This window comes from Pantoea sp. GW821-FHT03E06 (assembly GCF_059420725.1).
This window is the reverse complement of sequence record NZ_JBWKUG010000001.1, coordinates 2,714,818-2,731,485: the sequence shown is the minus strand read 5'-3', so window position 1 is coordinate 2,731,485 and position 16,668 is coordinate 2,714,818. Positions and strand designations below refer to the sequence as shown.

At 56.1% G+C, this 16,668-nt stretch carries 10 protein-coding genes; 4 read left to right on the top strand and 6 right to left on the bottom strand.

Annotation, left to right across the window (positions count from 1 at the left end; all coding sequences use genetic code 11):
• Positions 1 to 64: 64 nt before the first annotated feature.
• From mdtC to AC07WB_RS12765, 3 genes are read right to left on the bottom strand one after another with little or no spacing between them, the layout of a single operon-like run.
• A complete protein-coding gene (gene mdtC / locus AC07WB_RS12775; RefSeq protein ID WP_494940618.1) occupies positions 65 to 3,133 on the bottom strand; it encodes a multidrug efflux RND transporter permease subunit MdtC in 3,069 nt (1,022 codons plus the stop codon).
• Positions 3,130 to 6,252: an MdtB/MuxB family multidrug efflux RND transporter permease subunit gene (locus AC07WB_RS12770; RefSeq protein ID WP_494940617.1), complete on the bottom strand. Its 3,123-nt coding sequence runs from the start codon at positions 6,250 to 6,252 to the stop codon at positions 3,130 to 3,132. Before AC07WB_RS12770 ends, mdtC begins: the two co-directional genes overlap by 4 nt.
• Entirely contained in the window at positions 6,252 to 7,484 is a 1,233-nt protein-coding gene (locus tag AC07WB_RS12765) for an MdtA/MuxA family multidrug efflux RND transporter periplasmic adaptor subunit (RefSeq protein ID WP_494940616.1), read from the bottom strand. Before AC07WB_RS12765 ends, AC07WB_RS12770 begins: the two co-directional genes overlap by 1 nt.
• Positions 7,485 to 7,722: 238 nt before the next feature.
• Between AC07WB_RS12765 and AC07WB_RS12760 the strand changes: the two genes are divergently transcribed.
• Positions 7,723 to 8,685 (top strand): aldo/keto reductase, encoded by a 963-nt coding sequence (locus AC07WB_RS12760; RefSeq protein ID WP_097096700.1) that lies wholly within the window; start codon positions 7,723 to 7,725, stop codon positions 8,683 to 8,685.
• Between the two features lie 216 nt (positions 8,686 to 8,901).
• A complete protein-coding gene (locus AC07WB_RS12755) occupies positions 8,902 to 10,236 on the top strand; it encodes a carbohydrate porin (protein ID WP_345829016.1) in 1,335 nt (444 codons plus the stop codon).
• A gap of 74 nt (positions 10,237 to 10,310) precedes the next feature.
• Here AC07WB_RS12755 and yegD read toward each other — a convergent pair whose 3' ends face one another.
• The 3 genes from yegD to AC07WB_RS12740 all read right to left on the bottom strand — a co-directional run bounded on the left by yegD (position 10,311) and on the right by AC07WB_RS12740 (position 15,070).
• Complete coding sequence (yegD, locus tag AC07WB_RS12750) at positions 10,311 to 11,663, bottom strand: molecular chaperone (RefSeq protein ID WP_097096701.1); 1,353 nt, start codon at positions 11,661 to 11,663, stop codon at positions 10,311 to 10,313.
• Positions 11,664 to 11,740: 77 nt separating this feature from the next.
• Positions 11,741 to 14,305, bottom strand: a complete 2,565-nt coding sequence (locus tag AC07WB_RS12745; RefSeq protein ID WP_494940615.1) for a diguanylate cyclase — start codon at positions 14,303 to 14,305, stop codon at positions 11,741 to 11,743.
• Positions 14,306 to 14,455: 150 nt separating this feature from the next.
• The gene (locus AC07WB_RS12740; protein WP_097096703.1) at positions 14,456 to 15,070 is read right to left on the bottom strand and encodes a phosphatase PAP2 family protein; all 615 of its coding nucleotides are present in this window, start codon (positions 15,068 to 15,070) and stop codon (positions 14,456 to 14,458) included.
• Between the two features lie 229 nt (positions 15,071 to 15,299).
• On the opposite strand from AC07WB_RS12740, the gene udk reads away from it, so the two are divergent.
• Together udk and dcd are read left to right on the top strand one after the other, a co-directional pair.
• Entirely contained in the window at positions 15,300 to 15,938 is a 639-nt protein-coding gene (gene udk, locus AC07WB_RS12735; RefSeq protein ID WP_007888949.1) for a uridine kinase, read from the top strand.
• 72 nt (positions 15,939 to 16,010) lie between these two features.
• A complete protein-coding gene (gene dcd / locus AC07WB_RS12730) occupies positions 16,011 to 16,592 on the top strand; it encodes a dCTP deaminase (protein WP_007888946.1) in 582 nt (193 codons plus the stop codon).
• Positions 16,593 to 16,668: the final 76 nt, after the last annotated feature.

Here is a 16,668-nt window from a genome sequence, read left to right as displayed (position 1 = left end):
GTCAGCATAAATGGCGGCCCTACAAATGTGGGGGGCGTAGGGGCGCCATTCATGGCGACCTCCCTTAATCCGTCACCAATACCCTCTTCTTCTTCCGCCGCAGCTTATCCATCATCAAATACACCACCGGCGTGGTATAGAGCGTCAGCAGCTGGCTCATCACCAAACCGCCCGCGATGGTGATACCGAGCGGCTGGCGCAGTTCAGCGCCGTCACCGCTGGTTAACACCAGTGGCAAAGCACCAAACAGGGCGGCCAGCGTCGTCATCAGAATCGGGCGGAAGCGCAAGAGACATGCCTGGAAAATGGCGTCGCGCGCCGACAGATTGCCGTTGCGCTCGGCCTCAAGCGCAAAGTCGACCATCATGATGGCGTTTTTCTTCACGATACCGATCAGCAGCAAAATACCGATCAAGGCAATCAGGCTGAACGGCGTGCTGAACAGCTCCAGCGCCAGCAGTGCACCAACGCCCGCCGACGGCAGGGTAGAGAGAATGGTCAGCGGATGCACGTAGCTCTCATACAGGATGCCCAGCACGATATACACCGCCGCAATCGCCGCCAGCATCAGGTAGAGCTGGTTGGATTGCGACTGCTGGAACACCTGCGCAGTACCGGCAAAGCTGCCGCGTACGGTGGAGGGCACGCCAATCGCCGTCACCGCGCGATCAATTGCCTCGGACGCCTGCGACAGCGATACGCCTTCCGGCAGGTTAAACGAGATGGTGGAGGCGGCCGACAAGCCTTCATGGTTCACCGAAAGCGGCGCATTGGCCGGTTGCCACTTAGCAAACCAGCTGAGCGGAATCGCTTTACCGTCGCTATTGATCACGAACATCTGATCCAGCGAGCTGATGTCCTGGGTGTAGCGCGGATCGACTTCCATCACCACTTTGTACTGATTAAGCGGCTGGTAAATGGTGGAAATCTGACGCTGACCAAAGGCGTTATTCAGTAAGGCATTGGCTGCCGAGACATCAATGCCTAGCCGCGCCATGCTTTCGCGATCGTAAGTCAGATTCATTTCGCTGCCGTTATCCTGCTGATCCGAATTGACGTCGGCCAGCTCCGGCAACGCGGCAAAGACCTGGCGTATTTTCGGTTCCCATTCACGTAAATCATTCAGGTTATCGGACAGTAAACTGTACTGATAGCTGGCATTTGATTCGCGGCCGCCGATGCGAATGTCCTGCACCGCGTTAAGATAGAGGTTCGCGCCGGGTTCTTTCGCCAGCTTGATGCGCAGTCGCGCAATCACCTGCTGTGCGCTTTCGCTGCGCTCAGAGAGCGGTTTCAGCGAGACAAACATCGAGCCGCTGTTGGTGCGCGATCCGCCGGTAAAGCCGGTGACGTTATCCACCGCCGGATCGGCCTTGATGATGTTCATGAAATCCTGCAGCTTGCCGCGCATCGCCTGGAACGAAATACTCTGATCCGCCGAAATAAAGCCTTGCAGGCGGCCGGTATCTTGTTCCGGCATAAAGGTTTTCGGGATCGCGATAAACAGCCAGACGGTGAGCGCCACGGTGCCAAGCAGCAGCATTAATACCCAAATGGCGTGATTCAGCACCCAGCCGAGCGATCGCGCGTAGCCGTTTTGTACCTTGAGCAGCAGTTTGCCAAAACCGCGCGTGCGCGGCTGGCTGCGCTTTTCCTGCGGCTTCAGCACGTAGGCGCACATCATCGGCGTCAGCGTGACCGAGATAAACAGCGAGATAAGAATGGCCACCGACAGCGTAATGGCAAATTCAGAGAAGAAGCGGCCGATAATCCCGCCTATCATCAGCAACGGCAGGAACACGGCAATCAGCGACAGGCTCATCGACAGCACGGTAAAACCCACTTCGCGCACGCCGGTTAAGGCTGCCTGCAACGGTTTCATCCCCGCTTCAACGTGGCGCGCAATATTTTCCAGCACCACGATAGCGTCATCCACCACAAAGCCGGTGGCAATAGTCAGCGCCATCAACGACAGGTTATTCAGGCTGAAGCCGCACAGATACATGGCGGCGAAGGTGCCAATCAGCGACACCGGCACCGCAGCGGCGGGGATCAGCGTGGCGCGCCAGTCGCGCAGAAAGGCAAACACCACCAGAATCACTAGCGCCACGGCGATAATCAGCGACTGCTCCACCTCATGCAGCGAGGCGCGAATAGTCGGTGAGCGATCCTGGGCGATTTGCAGATCGATGGCGGCGGGAATAACCTCATGCAACATCGGCAGCTCGCTGCGAATGCGGTCGACGGTATCGATGATGTTGGCTTCCGGCGATTTCCGCACCACCAGTAACACCGCCGGTTTACCTTGGGTCATACCGGCGTTGCGTACGTCCTGCACCGAATCCTGCACGTTGGCGACATCGCTGAGCCGTACCGCTGCACCGTTATTGTAGTGCACCACCAGCGGCTGATATTCGCTCGCCGTTTGCAGCTCATCGTTGGTGCGCACTTGCCAGCGCTGCTGCACATCATCAATCGCCCCCTGCGGACGGCGCTGATTGGCATTGCTGATGGCGGTGCGCACCGCATCGAGCGACACGCCCTGGTTGAACAGCGCCTGCGGATTCAGGTCGACGCGCACCGCCGGCAACGAGCTGCCGCCCACCGTGACGTCGCCGACACCCTCAATCTGCGAGAGCTTCTGCGCCAGCTGCGTTGAGGCGTAATCATACAGCTGACCGGGATTATAAATATCCGAGGTCAGTGTCAGAATCATGATCGGCGCATCGGACGGGTTGGCTTTGCGATAGCTGGGACGGCTCGGCATACCGGTGGGCAACAGGCTTTGTGCCGCGTTGATTGCCGCCTGCACGTCGCGCGCTGCGCCGTTAATGTCGCGATCAAAATCGAAGACCAGAATGATGCGCGTACTGCCGAGCGAGCTGGTCGAGGTCATTTCGCTTACGCCAGCAATGCGGCCGAGCGAACGTTCCAGCGGCGTCGCCACCGAGGCCGCCATGGTTTCCGGCGAAGCGCCGGGCAGGGAGGCGGAGATCAAAATCACCGGGAAATCCAGCTGTGGCAGCGGCGCGACCGGCAGCAGGCGAAAGCCCAGAATACCGGCCAGCGCTATCGCCAGCGTCAGCAGCGTCGTGGCAACGGGACGATGGATAAACAGGGCGAAAAACTTCACGATGCCGCCTCCGAGCGCTTAAAGCGACGGCGCGTAGCGTGGGCGAGACGATCGAACAGCAGATAGATCACCGGTGTGGTGAACAGCGTTAATACCTGGCTGACAACCAGGCCGCCAACCATCGCAATCCCCAGCGGACGCCGCAGTTCGGCACCCACGCCAGTACTCAGCATCAGCGGCAGCGCACCGAGCAGTGCCGCCAGGGTGGTCATCAGGATCGGGCGGAAACGCAGTAAGCACGCCTGATAAATTGCCTCGCGCGGCGGCATGCCTTGCTCACGTTCCGCCGCCAGGGCGAAGTCGATCATCATGATGGCGTTTTTCTTCACAATGCCGATGAGCAGGATAATGCCGATGATGGCGATGATATCCAGCTCGTTGCCGTTCAGCATCAGCGCCAGCAGTGCACCCACGCCCGCCGTCGGCAGCGTCGAGAGAATGGTAATCGGATGGATAAAACTCTCATACAGCACGCCAAGCACGATATACATCGCCACCACCGCGGCCACAATCAGCCACACGGTGCTGGACAACGCGGCTTCAAATGCCAGCGTGCTGCCCTGGAACTGCGTCATCATTTCTGCGGGCATGCCGACCTGATCTTCCGCCGCGCTCACCGCTTTCACCGCATCACCCAGCGAATAGCCCTCCGCGACATCAAACGAGAAGGTGGCGGAGGGGAACTGGTCGAGATGATTAATGCTTAACGCCGCGTGACGTTGCTCGATCTGCGCAATGGCGCTCAGCGGTACACTGCCGCCATCGCTGCTGTTGAGCCGAATACCGTCGAGGCTTGCCAGCCCTGGCGTGGCATCGTTGTTCTGCTCCAGCACCACGCGATATTGGTTGGCTTGGGTGTAAATGGTAGAGATCAGCCGCTGGCCAAAGGCGTTGTACAGTGCGTTATCGACGTCGGCCATGCTAATGCCTAGCCGGCTGGCGCTGTCGCGATCGACGCGCACAAAGGCTTCCAGGCCTTGATCCTGCCAGTCGCTACTGACATCACGCAGCTGCGGCAGCGTGTTGAGCTGTTCCAGCAGCTTCGGCACCCAGGTGCTGAGCGAATCCAGCGATCCGGATTGCAAGGTGAACTGGTAAGGCGTGCGGCTGGCCTGAGTGTCAATGGTCAAATCCTGCACCGGCTGCAGCCACAGCGAGACGCCCGGCACCTGCGCTAACGCCTGCTGCAGGCGCTGCTGTACCGCTGGAATACGATCGTCACGTTGGTTGAGCGGTTTGAGGTTGATTTGCAGCCGTGCGCTGTTGAGCGCAGCGTTGGTACCATCGACGCCGACGAATGACGTCATGCTTTGTACTGCCGGATCTTTCATGATGATTGAGGCAACATCGCGCGTGCGTTCAGACATGCTGGCATAAGAGACCGACTGCGGTGCCTGCAACGTGCCCTGAATGATGCTGTTATCCTGCTGCGGGAAGAAGCCCTTGGGGATCACCACCCACAGCAGCACGGTGATCACCAAGGTGCCCAGCGCAACGGAAAGGGTGAGCCACGGATGACGCAGCACGCGCGTTAATCCGCGGCCATAGCTGGCGATCACGCGATCAAACAGCGCTTCGCTCGCCCGGGAGAAACGGTTCTGTTTGCGCAGCGATTCGACGCTCAGCATGCGGGCGCACATCATCGGCGTCAGCGTCAGCGACACCACGGCAGAGATCAAAATCGCCACCGCCAGCGTCACGGCAAATTCACGGAACAGGCGACCAATCACATCGCCCATAAACAGCAGCGGAATCAGCACGGCAATCAGCGAGAAGGTGAGGGAGATAATGGTAAAGCCTATTTCCCCCGCACCTTTAAGCGCCGCGGTGAGCGGTTTTTCGCCTTTTTCGATATAGCGCGAAATGTTCTCAATGACCACGATGGCGTCATCGACCACAAAACCGGTGGCGATGGTCAGCGCCATCAGCGTCAGGTTGTTGATCGAGAAACCGAGGAAATACATCGCGGCGAAGGTGCCGACCAGCGATAACGGCACGGCGACCGCAGGAATAATGGTCGCCGGCACGTTACGCAGGAACAGATAGATGATCATCACCACCAAACCCATCGCCAGCATCAGCTCGTGCTGCGTATCGCTGACTGAGGCGCGGATGTTGGTGGTGCGGTCGGTGAGCAGCTTCACATCCACCGATTTCGGCAGCGTGGCGGTCAACGTTGGCAGCATCGCGCGAATGTTATCGGCGGTGGCGATGATATTGGCGCCCGGCTGGCGCTGCACGTTGAGTACGATTGCCTGCTGGCGGTTAGCCCAGGCGCCAAGCCAGCTGTTCTCCGCCCCTTGTTCAATGGTCGCGACATCGCCAAGCCGCACCGGCGCGCCGTTGTTGTAGCTGATGATCAGCTTGCGATAGTCCTCCGCCGAGGTCATCTGGTCGTTGGCCGACAGCGTAATTGAGCGGGTTGGACCGTCAAGGCTGCCTTTCGCCGAGTTCACGTTGGCGTTGGTGATGGCAGTTCGCACGGATTCGCTGGTCAAACCGAGTGCGGCCAGCGCCTGGGTGTTCATTTTCACCCGTACCGCTGGGCGTTGTCCGCCCGAGAGCGTCACTAAACCGACGCCAGACACCTGCGAGATTTTCTGCGCTACGCGGGTTTCCACCATATCCTGCACCTGCGTAAGCGGCATGCTGGTGGTCGTCACCGCTAACGTCATGATCGGCGGATCTGCCGGGTTTACTTTGCTGTAAACCGGCGGATTAGGCAGATCGCTCGGCAGCAGATTGGTAGCGGAGTTGATCGCCGCCTGGACTTCCTGCTCGGCCACATCCAGTGGCAGCGTCAATTGAAACTGTAACGTCACCACCGAAGCACCGCCTGAACTCTGCGATGCCATCTGTTTCAGGCCGGACATCTGGCCAAACTGGCGTTCCAGCGGGGCGGTGATGGATGAGGTCACCACATCCGGGCTGGCGCCAGGATAGAGCGTTACCACCTGAATCGTCGGATAATCCACTTCCGGCAGCGCGGAGACCGGCAGAAAACGGTAGCCGAGTACGCCTGCCAAAAGAATGGCGATCATTAATAGCGTGGTGGCAACCGGGCGCAGAATAAATAGGCGTGATGGGCCGCCGCTGGCGTCTGGAGGCATGACCTGCATTATTGACGCTCTCCACGTGCCGGCTGCGCGGCGCGCGTGCTGTGCGTTGCGGTGCTTTGCGGGGCGACCACTTCTACCGTTGAGCCTTCGGTCAGACGATCGAGGCCGTCGGTCACCACGCGATCGCCCGCTTCAAGTCCGGCGCTAATCACCACTTTCTGGCTATCCTGCAACCCGGCCGTGACGCGTTTTTTGCTCACTTTATTGTCGCTGTTCACTACCCAGACAAAGTGGCCATCGTTACTCATTTGCAGCGCAGCGGTCGGAATCACTACCGCATCTTGCAAGGTGTCGACTTTCAAACGGGCGTTAACAAACTGGTTGGGAAACAGCGTGTCATCTTCGTTGCTGAAGCGCGCTTTAAGCTTGATGGTGCCGGTGGTGGCATCAATCTGGTTATCCAGACTCAACAATGCGCCCGTGGTCAGTAACGTTTTATTGCTGCGATCCCAGGCTTCGACGATGAGCGGGTGGCCGCTTTTCTGCGCCTTGAGAATTTGGCTGATGTTGTTCTCTGCGACGCTGAATACCACGTCGATCGGGTGCGTTTCAGTGATCACCACTAAACCGGTGGTGTCGCCAGAGGTGATGTAGTTGCCGACATCAACCTGTTTCAACCCGACGCGTCCGCCGATTGGCGCAGTAATACGGCTATAGGTGAGATTAAGCTGGGCGCTAGCAACATTGCCTTCATCGGCTTTGATGGTGCCGAGGGTTTCGCTGACCAGCGAGCGCTGCGTATCAAGCTCCTGCTGCGAAACCAGTGACGTTTTCGCCAGTTTTTCATAGCGGCTGAGATCGCGACGCGCATTGGCAAGCGTGGCCTGGTCTTTTGCCAGCTGACCCTGCGCTTGCGTTAACGCTACCTGGTAGGGACGGGGATCGATTTCCGCCAGCAGCGCGCCGGCGGCGACCTGTTGACCTTCCTGGAAATGCAGCGCCATCAGCTGCCCATCAACCCGGCTGCGCACCGTCACGGTATTCGCGGCGGTCACCGTGCCAAGGCCGCTCAGATAATAGGGCACGCTTTGGGTGGTGGCCGTGGCTGCCTGCACCGGTGCTAACGGACGACGAGCTGAGCCGCCGCCAGCCCCGCGTCCCCGATGCTGCTGGCCTTCCGCCTGCGCCTGTTTATTTGGCTCTGCTGGATGCTGCCACCAGAAATATCCTCCTGCCAGCACGGCGATAACAGTGATGGCTAGCAAGGTTGTTTTTAGTCGACGATTGCTCAATGTGTGTGCTCTCCAGCGGTTTCGTTTTCCCCAAATGCGAAAACAAAAAAGCCGTTTCGCAAACGAAATGATTGTAGTCGCCCGAATCGGGCAAAATTTGAAGGAAATAAGAATATCGCCCCGGCGAGGCTAAGTATTCATATTCTGTAAATATTCTGGCAGTAATACGCATAAGCGCATCGATTTACTTTGCTAAGCTCAATAACAGGCATGTCTCGTTTGAATAAAGGAGAACAAAATGAGTCAACAAAAACTCCGCCAGCTTGGCGACAGTGGTATTGAGGTTCCCCGTCTTACGTTTGGCGGCAATGTATTTGGCTGGACGGTAGATGAAAAGACCTCATTTTCACTACTGGACGCGCTGGTGGAGAAAGGCTTGTTCTTCATTGATACCGCCGATGTCTATTCGCGCTGGGCACCGGGCAATGAAGGCGGTGAGTCGGAAACGATTATCGGTAAATGGCTGAAGAAAAGCGGCAAGCGCGACCGCATCGTGCTGGCGACCAAAGTGGGCATGGAGTTGTCACCCGAGAAAACCGGGCTGAAGCCTGCCTACATTCGCCAGGCGGTAGAAGATTCGTTGCGTCGTCTGCAAACTGACGTCATCGATCTCTATCAGGCGCACCGCGATGATGACACCACGCCGCTGCTGGATACGCTTAAAGCATTCGATTCGCTGATCAAAGAGGGCAAAGTGCGCGCTATTGGTGCCTCTAACTACAGCGCCAACCGTCTGCAGGAAGCGTTGGATGTGAGCAAACAACACGGGCTAGCGCGTTATGAAACTCTGCAGCCGGAGTACAATCTGTACGATCGTCAGGAGTACGAGAGCGGACTGGAACAGGTGGCGGTGAAAAATGGCCTGGGTGTGATTAACTACTATTCGCTGGCTAGTGGTTTTCTCAGTGGCAAATACAAAAAACCGGAAGACGCCAGCAAAAGTAAGCGCGGGCAGGGCATCGTGGATAAATATCTGAACGAACGCGGCAAGCGTATTATTGAAGCTTTAGAAGATGTTGCTGCCTCACACGATGTTTCGGCAACGCAGGTCGCGCTGGCGTGGCAAATCGCGCGTCCCAGCATTACCGCGCCGATTGTTAGCGCCACGTCGCTGGCGCAACTGGATGAGCTGGTAAAAGCAACTCAGCTTGAGTTGAGTAAGCAAGAAATCGAAGAACTGGCGAGCGCCAGTAAACTGTAATGATTAAGGGGCGTTACGGCGTCCCTTTATTTTCATTTTTTGCCACGCAAAAAATGCCATTCCTGCTAAAAAATTTCCATTCATCGATCGTCGTCACAATTGCGCTAACCCACTGGCAACATTACCCTTACTGCGCACATATTTGCAAAAACTGACATATCCCCAGCACTATCCTCTGTTCGATCCCTTTCAGTCACTCATATAAGAAAAATCATCATGAACAGAAAAGAAGCAGTGCAGCAATTACCTCGCCTGGCAGCGGGAACCCTGATGTTTGCGATGCTGAGTGCCTCAGCGATGGCAGCTGATGCATTCAGTTACGACTCACCCTACATGTTTGGCGATTGGGGCGGATACCGATCGCAGCTGGAAAATGACGGCATTAAATTTGACGTCAACTACACCATGGAAAGCGCCTCTAACCTCGGCGGTGGTGCCGATACTAATACCTCCATGCGTTATAGCGATCAGTGGGCGTTTGGCGCGAACTTCGATCTGCAAAAGCTACTTGACTGGCAGGATGCGCAGTTCCAGGTAACGATTACCGATCGTAACGGTCAGAACATCTCCGATCAGGTTGCCGATCGTCGTACCGGTATGCTCTCTTCCACCCAGGAAGTTTACGGACGTGGACAAACCTGGCGCTTAACCCAGTTTTGGTTGAGCAAAGGTTTGTTTGATAACACCGTGAACCTGAAAGGTGGTCGCGTGACCGTCGGTGAAGACTTCGATAACTTTGACAGTAAGTTCCAGAACCTGGCATTTGGTAGCGGCCAGGCCGGTAACTGGCGTGGCGATCGCTGGTTTAACTGGCCCGTTTCCCAGTGGGGCGGCCGTGTGAAAGTGAACTTCACGCCGGAAGTGTTCTTCCAGGTAGGCTTCTATAACCAAAACCGCGCGAACTACGATCGCGGCGATGGCTTCCGTCTCGACACCAGTAACTCTGAAGGGAATCTGGTGCCGGTGGAGTTGGGCTGGAAACCGACCTTAGGCGCAGACAAGCTGCCGGGTAATTACCGTATTGGTTATTACTACTCGTCAGCTAACGGCGATAACTACGGCAGCTGGCGTGATGGTGCGTACCAGAGTAAGGATCACGCCTACGGCGGTTACGTGCTGTTGCAACAACAGCTGACCGCGCAAGGCGGCGATGTCAGCCGCGGCCTGGGCGTAACCGTGCAAGCGGTGATGAATGACCACAAAACCTCAAAAACAGACAACTATCAGTCCGTTAGCTTTACCTGGAAAGGGCCGTTCGATGCACGTCCACAGGATGAGATTGGCGTGGGTGCGGCGCGTATTCACGTCAACAGCGCCTATACGCGTTCGCTGCGTGACCAGAACGATGCCAACGGTGAAACCAACTTCGATAGCCCAACCTATCTGCCGATTCAGGATGGCTCGGAGTACAACTATGAGATTTACTACAACGCTCAGCTGACCAAATGGCTGCAGCTGCGTCCGAACCTGCAGTATGTGGTGGCGCCGGGCGCCGTCAGCGAAGTGAAAGATGCGTTTGTTGGTGGGATTAGTGCGAACGTGAATTTCTGATGTTTAATGTGGGTCGCCATCAATGACGACCCTACATCCGATCGTAGGGGCGTCATTTATGCCGCCCAATTAGCTTAACCGAACATCACTTCCGCCCAGCGCGCCAAACCGGCTGTGACCGATCCGAAATCATCGCCACCGGCGATCGGCGTATCGGGAAGCGCCTGCTGTAATGCGGCGCGAATGACTGGAGAACGTGCACTGCCGCCGGTGAGGTAGATCACTTCGGGTTGGGTTTCGCAGGTGGCAAGGGCCAGATGCACCTGTTCAAGGATACGCTCCAGCGGCTGATTAATGGCTTCTTCCAGCTGTGTCGCGCTGATTTGGGCCTGTAACTGGGCGGCGATAAACGCCAGTGAGGCATCGCTTTCGGTGACTTCCGACAGCGCAATTTTGCTCTCCTCAGCCGCGCGCACCAAACGATAGCTCAGCTTCTGCTGCCACACCTTCAGCAGATGCGCCACCTTGTCGCCTTGCTCGGCATCACGAATTAAATCACGCAGCAGCTTGCCGCTGGCGGCGGAGTAGAAATCACTTTGCGCTGGCACATCGTTAATGGCCACCGCGTTCCACCATGGCAACGCAGGTAGCGCGGTCCCTTTCTGGGTGTTGCCTCCCAGACCAAGCAGTGGCATCAGGGTTTTGAACGCCAGCATGATGTCGAGATCGTTACCGCCCACGCGGCAGCCGCTGTGTCCCAGTAAACTTTCCCGGCGATCGGTTTTATTGCGCCACTCCGGACCCATCAGCAACATTGAGCAGTCGGTGGTGCCGCCGCCGATATCCACCACCAGCACGCGTGTCTCTTTCTCCAGCGTGGCTTCGAAATCCAGACCCGCTGCCACCGGTTCAAACTGAAACTCCACATCACGGAAACCCGCACGCTGTGCCGCGCGCAGCAAAATGCCTTGCGCCTGCTGGTTGGCGTCTTCGCCACCTAATCCCTGGAAGTTAATCGGGCGACCAATCACCGCTTGCTCAATCGGGCGATCGAGCTGGGTTTCACCCTGCTGGCGGATGTGCAGCATCATGGCGCACACCAGATCTTCAAAGAAGGCGATTTGCTGAGGTTTCAGGCCGTTGGCGCCGAGGAAGGATTTTGGTGATTTCACGAACCACACTTCTTCGGGATCGACCATATATTGCTGCAAGGCGGTTAAGCCAAACTGCACGCTACCCGGCGTGACATCAATATCTTCTTCGCGGTTAAAGCGCAGCGCACGCTGCAATAATGCCGTGCCTTCACTGTCTGGCGTTGGCACCTGATGATGGCGATGTAGCCATTCACTGATCGCTTCGCGCGTTGGCGCACAAATCATGGAGGGAAGCAGTCGCTGACCATTCTCCAGCGTCAGCAGACGCGGCGTGCCATTATCACTGACTGCAATTGAACAGTTGGCCGTGCCGTAATCGAATCCGATAAACATATTTATCCCCCATGCCGGAAAAAAGGGGGCGACTTTAGCGCAGCCAGCGCGGGCTGGCAATGGGTAGACGTGGCAGATTACATCTGCACTTCCTGATAAACGTGATACTGACCACGGCCGGCATGTTTTGCGCTATAGCAGGCAACATCCGCCTGTGACATCACTACGGTGCTGATGCAATTGTTTTCATCGATTTGCGTAATGCCTGCACTTGCGCCGACGTAATAAGGTGTATCGTGCCATATAAAACGGTGTTCGCTCACCGCCGCAACTATCTGCTGTACCACATCCCGCACCTGATCCACTTCACAGTTCGGTAAGAGCAGGCCAAATTCATCGCCACCTAAGCGCGCCAGCATATCGCTGGAGCGTAAATAATGTGGCATCAGTTCTGCGAGCTCGCGCAGTAGCGCATCACCCGCGGCGTGTCCGGCGGTATCATTGACCGCTTTAAATTTATCGAGATCGATAAACACCAGGACATGCTGGGTGTGGTGGGTCGCGGCATCGTTGACCAGGCGTTTCAGCCGCTGCTCAAAGCTATGACGATTCGGCAGGCGCGTCAGCATGTCGTGTGAAGCGCTATAGCTCAGGCGCTTCATCACTCTGCGGGATTCGCTGACGTCCTGAATAACCATCACCGCGCCGATGCTGCTACCCGCTAAGGTTTTCAGCGGCGTAATGCTGTAGTGGATCTCCACTAATGCGCCATCCGGCGTGTGCAGCACCAGCTCTTCATCAAGATCGGGTGAGATTTTTTCACCGGGCAGCTGGCACAGCAGCAGATTATCCACGCGTGGCCCGGTTTCGCCGCGGGTAATATTAAGGAGTTCGGTAATCGGCACGCCTGCGGCTTTCTCTTGTGACCAACCGCTGAGCGTTTCTGCCACCGGATTCATAAAGGTAACGCGCATTTCATCATCGGTACTGATGACCGCTTCACCGATAGAATCCAGGGTGATTGCCATGCGCTCTTTTTCCTGGAATAGCGCTTCGTTCAGCGCGCGCAGCGGCGTGATGTCCTGACAGATGCCCAACATACGTTCAATCTGTCCATCCTGACTCAGAATGCGGTTGGCCTCAGAGCGCACATAGCGCGGGCCTTCGGGCAAATTAATACGGTATTCAATCTGGAAGGCGCTGCGGCGCTCAATGGCCTGCTGAACAATCAACGCTGCGCTTTCGCGCTCTGCCGGGTCGAGCAGATGCAGCCACAAATCATAGGTTGGCGTTTGGTGAGGAGCCAGCGCAAACAGCTCATACATGCGTTTATCCCACAGCATTTCGCCGGTTAGCAAATTCCATTCCCAGACGCCAATGCCGCCGGCTTCGTTCGCCAGCGTGATGCGCTCCATCAGGCGGCGATTTATCTGCTCGCTCTGCTTCAGTTCGGAAATATCGATAATCTGCGCGATGAAATAATGCGGCTGCAGCGCAGCGTCGCGCACCATAGAGACGGTCAGCCGCGCCCAGACGATCTCGCCATCTTTGCGGAAATAGCGCTTCTCCATGGTGTACGTCATGATGTCACCGGCCACCAAACGTTCCAGCTGCTGCAGGTCGCTGTTGAGATCGTCAGGATGCGTAATTTGCTGAAAGGTCAGCTTTTTTAACTCATCCGCCGGGAAGCCCAGCGTCCGGCACAGCGACTGATTAACCTGCTGCCACCCACCGTTGGGAGAGACCAACGCCATGCCAATGGCCGAATACTCCATGGCATTGCGAAAGCGCGTTTCACTCTCGCTGATATGGCGCTTTTCACGCTGGAAAGCATCCATCACCAGCGCCATAGCATGACTGGGCAGCAGCACCAGCAGGAACGGTAGCCAGGTGCTGACCTGGCCCAGCAGCAGGCCATTTTGCGTCAGATTCACCCAGTTAAAGGCGAGCAGTATCGAGATGAAACTGGCATTCAGGAAGAACAGCAGGAAAGCTTCAAATTTCGGCAGGCGTACCGAACACCAGAACAGGATCACTACGATAAAGGTAAAGGGCCAGGGCAGAAAGCGCAGCGATAAATAGCTTGCCAGCAGGGTGCCGAACAAGGTCAGGCATGTTTCCAGCTGGCGGCCGGGCGTAATCAACTGGCGCAGCGGTTTGTTGGGCCAGAGCAGCAAAACGGGGCCAAAAGCCAGTACGCCAATCACTTCCGAAATAACCCACGTTGAGAAAAAGGGCAGGGAAGCGTGACCTTCGACATGCAACATCCATAACGCCAGCAACCCACCGAGCAGCGGCGCAAGCAGGCCAGCGCATAACGCAAAACGCACCCAGTCCAGCAGCGAATTGAGCGGCGCGCGGCGATCGAGCAGCGCGCGCAGCATCAGGCCACCCAGGATGGCCTGACACATATTTAAGATGGCAAATTTAATGTTGCTGAGGGCGGGGCCAATAATGATGAGACTCGCTAACGCAGTGCCAATCACGCACGCGATAAGCAATAACGGCACATATTTTAAAGGTGCCCGAAACACAATGACGGTCATCAGCGCGGTGGAGTACCACAGCGGGGAAATACGTCCGCTAATGACAATCAGTTCCAGACAAAACAGCGTCAGCAGAAAAGCCAGCGCGCCAAAAATTAGCGCATGAAGCCAGGTATTTTGCGGTCGATCCTGTGAGGTTAATATTTCGAGGGTCATGCAGGAATCCAGCTGCGCCACATTGGAAAATGCGCCAATCTAATCTCTATTTTTCATGCTAGCACATCTGTTTAAGATCTCTGTGGGGAAATCTATTTTACGGCTTATTCCCTGAATTAATTGGCCCTTTGCGCACCAAGGGCCAAATGATTAATGGCGAAAAAGATCGGCGCGGGTGTAAGGTTTTTCCAAACCTGCAAGGTTGGCCGAGAAACGTTCAAGAAACTGTTGTGTGGTTGCTACACGCCCATGACCGAGCAGTAACAGCGGCACCAATAATGCCACGCTGATCTGCGCCAGGCTGAAGCCTTTTAGCGCAGTGTGGCGCTGGCTCAGTAAGAAAGCCGTGCTGAGCATGAAGCCCAACATCAGTCCAGCCAGCACTTCGCTTTTAGAGTGGGCATGAATCACCAGGCGAGATAAACCGACCATCAGCGGGATCAGGTAGCCAATGCCAATAGTGACCACTCGCCAGCGCGGCGACCAGCGCCCGGAGACCAGCCACATCATGACCGGCCACAGCGTGGCAGACATGGCGCTGTGGCCGCTAAAACCGGTAAAGTTGAATCTGGCGCTACCAATGCCAAAGCCAAGGAACATAATTTTCGAGATGCTCACCAGCAGGCCGGCGAGACCAAAGGCTAACACCCAATACCAAACGGTTTGGCGGTTGTCGCTTTTCCAGGGTAAAACGAGTGCGATAATCACCGCAGTGGGGATCAGCAACATGCTGTCGCCAAAATAGGTCAGGGTTTTCCAGCTCATACTTTTCCTTGCGGCTCTTATTCGATAGCCAATACGGTTACAGTATTGGCAGATGAACAGTGTATCGATTAAGCGTCTGGCTGCAAAAGGGGATATTCTGAAAAGCCGCTGGCCCATTTCTCTGGCATCAAACCGGTGAAATACCTATAATTGCCGCCAACTAACCCTCTCATTCGGCCCGTTGCAGCTTCGGCTTAGGCAGGCTCCAGTTATCAGGTCTTAAAAAAGTATGACTGACAAGTCTCATCAGTGCGTGATCGTTGGCATCGCAGGTGCATCCGCATCCGGAAAAAGTCTTATCGCCAGCACGCTCTATCGTGAAATCCGTGACCAGGTCGGTGACGAGCATATCGGTGTGATCCCCGAAGATGCCTACTATAAAGATCAGAGCCACCTCACCATGGAAGAGAGGGTAAAAACCAATTACGACCATCCGAGTGCGATGGATCACGATTTGCTGTTGCAGCATCTGCGTGCGATCAAGGCAGGACAGGATATTGAGTTACCGGTTTACAGCTACGTCGAACACACCCGCACCAGCGATTGCATTCATCTCAAACCCAAGAAAGTAATTATCCTTGAGGGCATTCTGCTGTTAACCGATGCGCGCCTGCGCCAGGAGATGAATTTCTCCATCTTCGTCGATACGCCGCTGGATATTTGCCTGATGCGCCGCATGAAACGCGATGTGAATGAGCGCGGACGTTCGATGGATTCAGTGATGAGTCAGTATCAGAAGACGGTGCGCCCTATGTTCCTGCAATTTATTGAACCTTCTAAGCAGTACGCTGACATCATTGTGCCACGCGGCGGGAAAAACCGTATCGCGATTGATATCCTTAAGGCCAAGATTAATCAGTATCTTTAACGACACGGCGTCCGGATGAGCGTGACGCGCTGTCGTAGCCTTTCGCTACACTTAAATCAGGGAGTACCAGCGATGAGATTATGCGATCGCGATATTGAAGCCTGGCTGGACAACGGAAAGTTGGCGATTGAGCCGCGCCCGCCAGTGGAACGTATTAACGGCGCGACGGTAGATGTCCGTCTTGGCAATCAGTTCCGTACGTTTAGCGGCCACACGGCAGCTTTTATCGATTTGAGTGGTCCGAAGCACGAAGTCAGTGCCGCGCTGGACCGCGTCATGAGCGATGAGATTGTGCTGCCGGAAGGCGAAGCCTTTTTCCTGCATCCGGGCGAACTGGCGCTGGCGGTGACGCTGGAATCGGTGACCATTCCAGACGATTTGGTCGGCTGGCTGGATGGACGCTCTTCGCTGGCGCGTCTTGGTCTGATGGTGCACGTGACGGCACACCGCATCGACCCTGGCTGGCAAGGCCGTATCGTGTTGGAATTCTACAACTCGGGCAAACTGCCGCTGGCGCTGCGTCCGGGCATGTTAATTGGTGCTTTGAGCTTTGAGCCATTATCAGGCCCGGCGGCACGCCCGTATAACCGCCGCGAAGATGCGAAATATCGTGGTCAGCAGGGCGCGGATGCCAGCCGCATCGACAAAGACTGACTAAAAAAGGCTTGCCAAAATACGTCGAGGTGCAGCAAGGCGGCAAGCGAGTCAATCTCCGGGAGCTTACATCAGT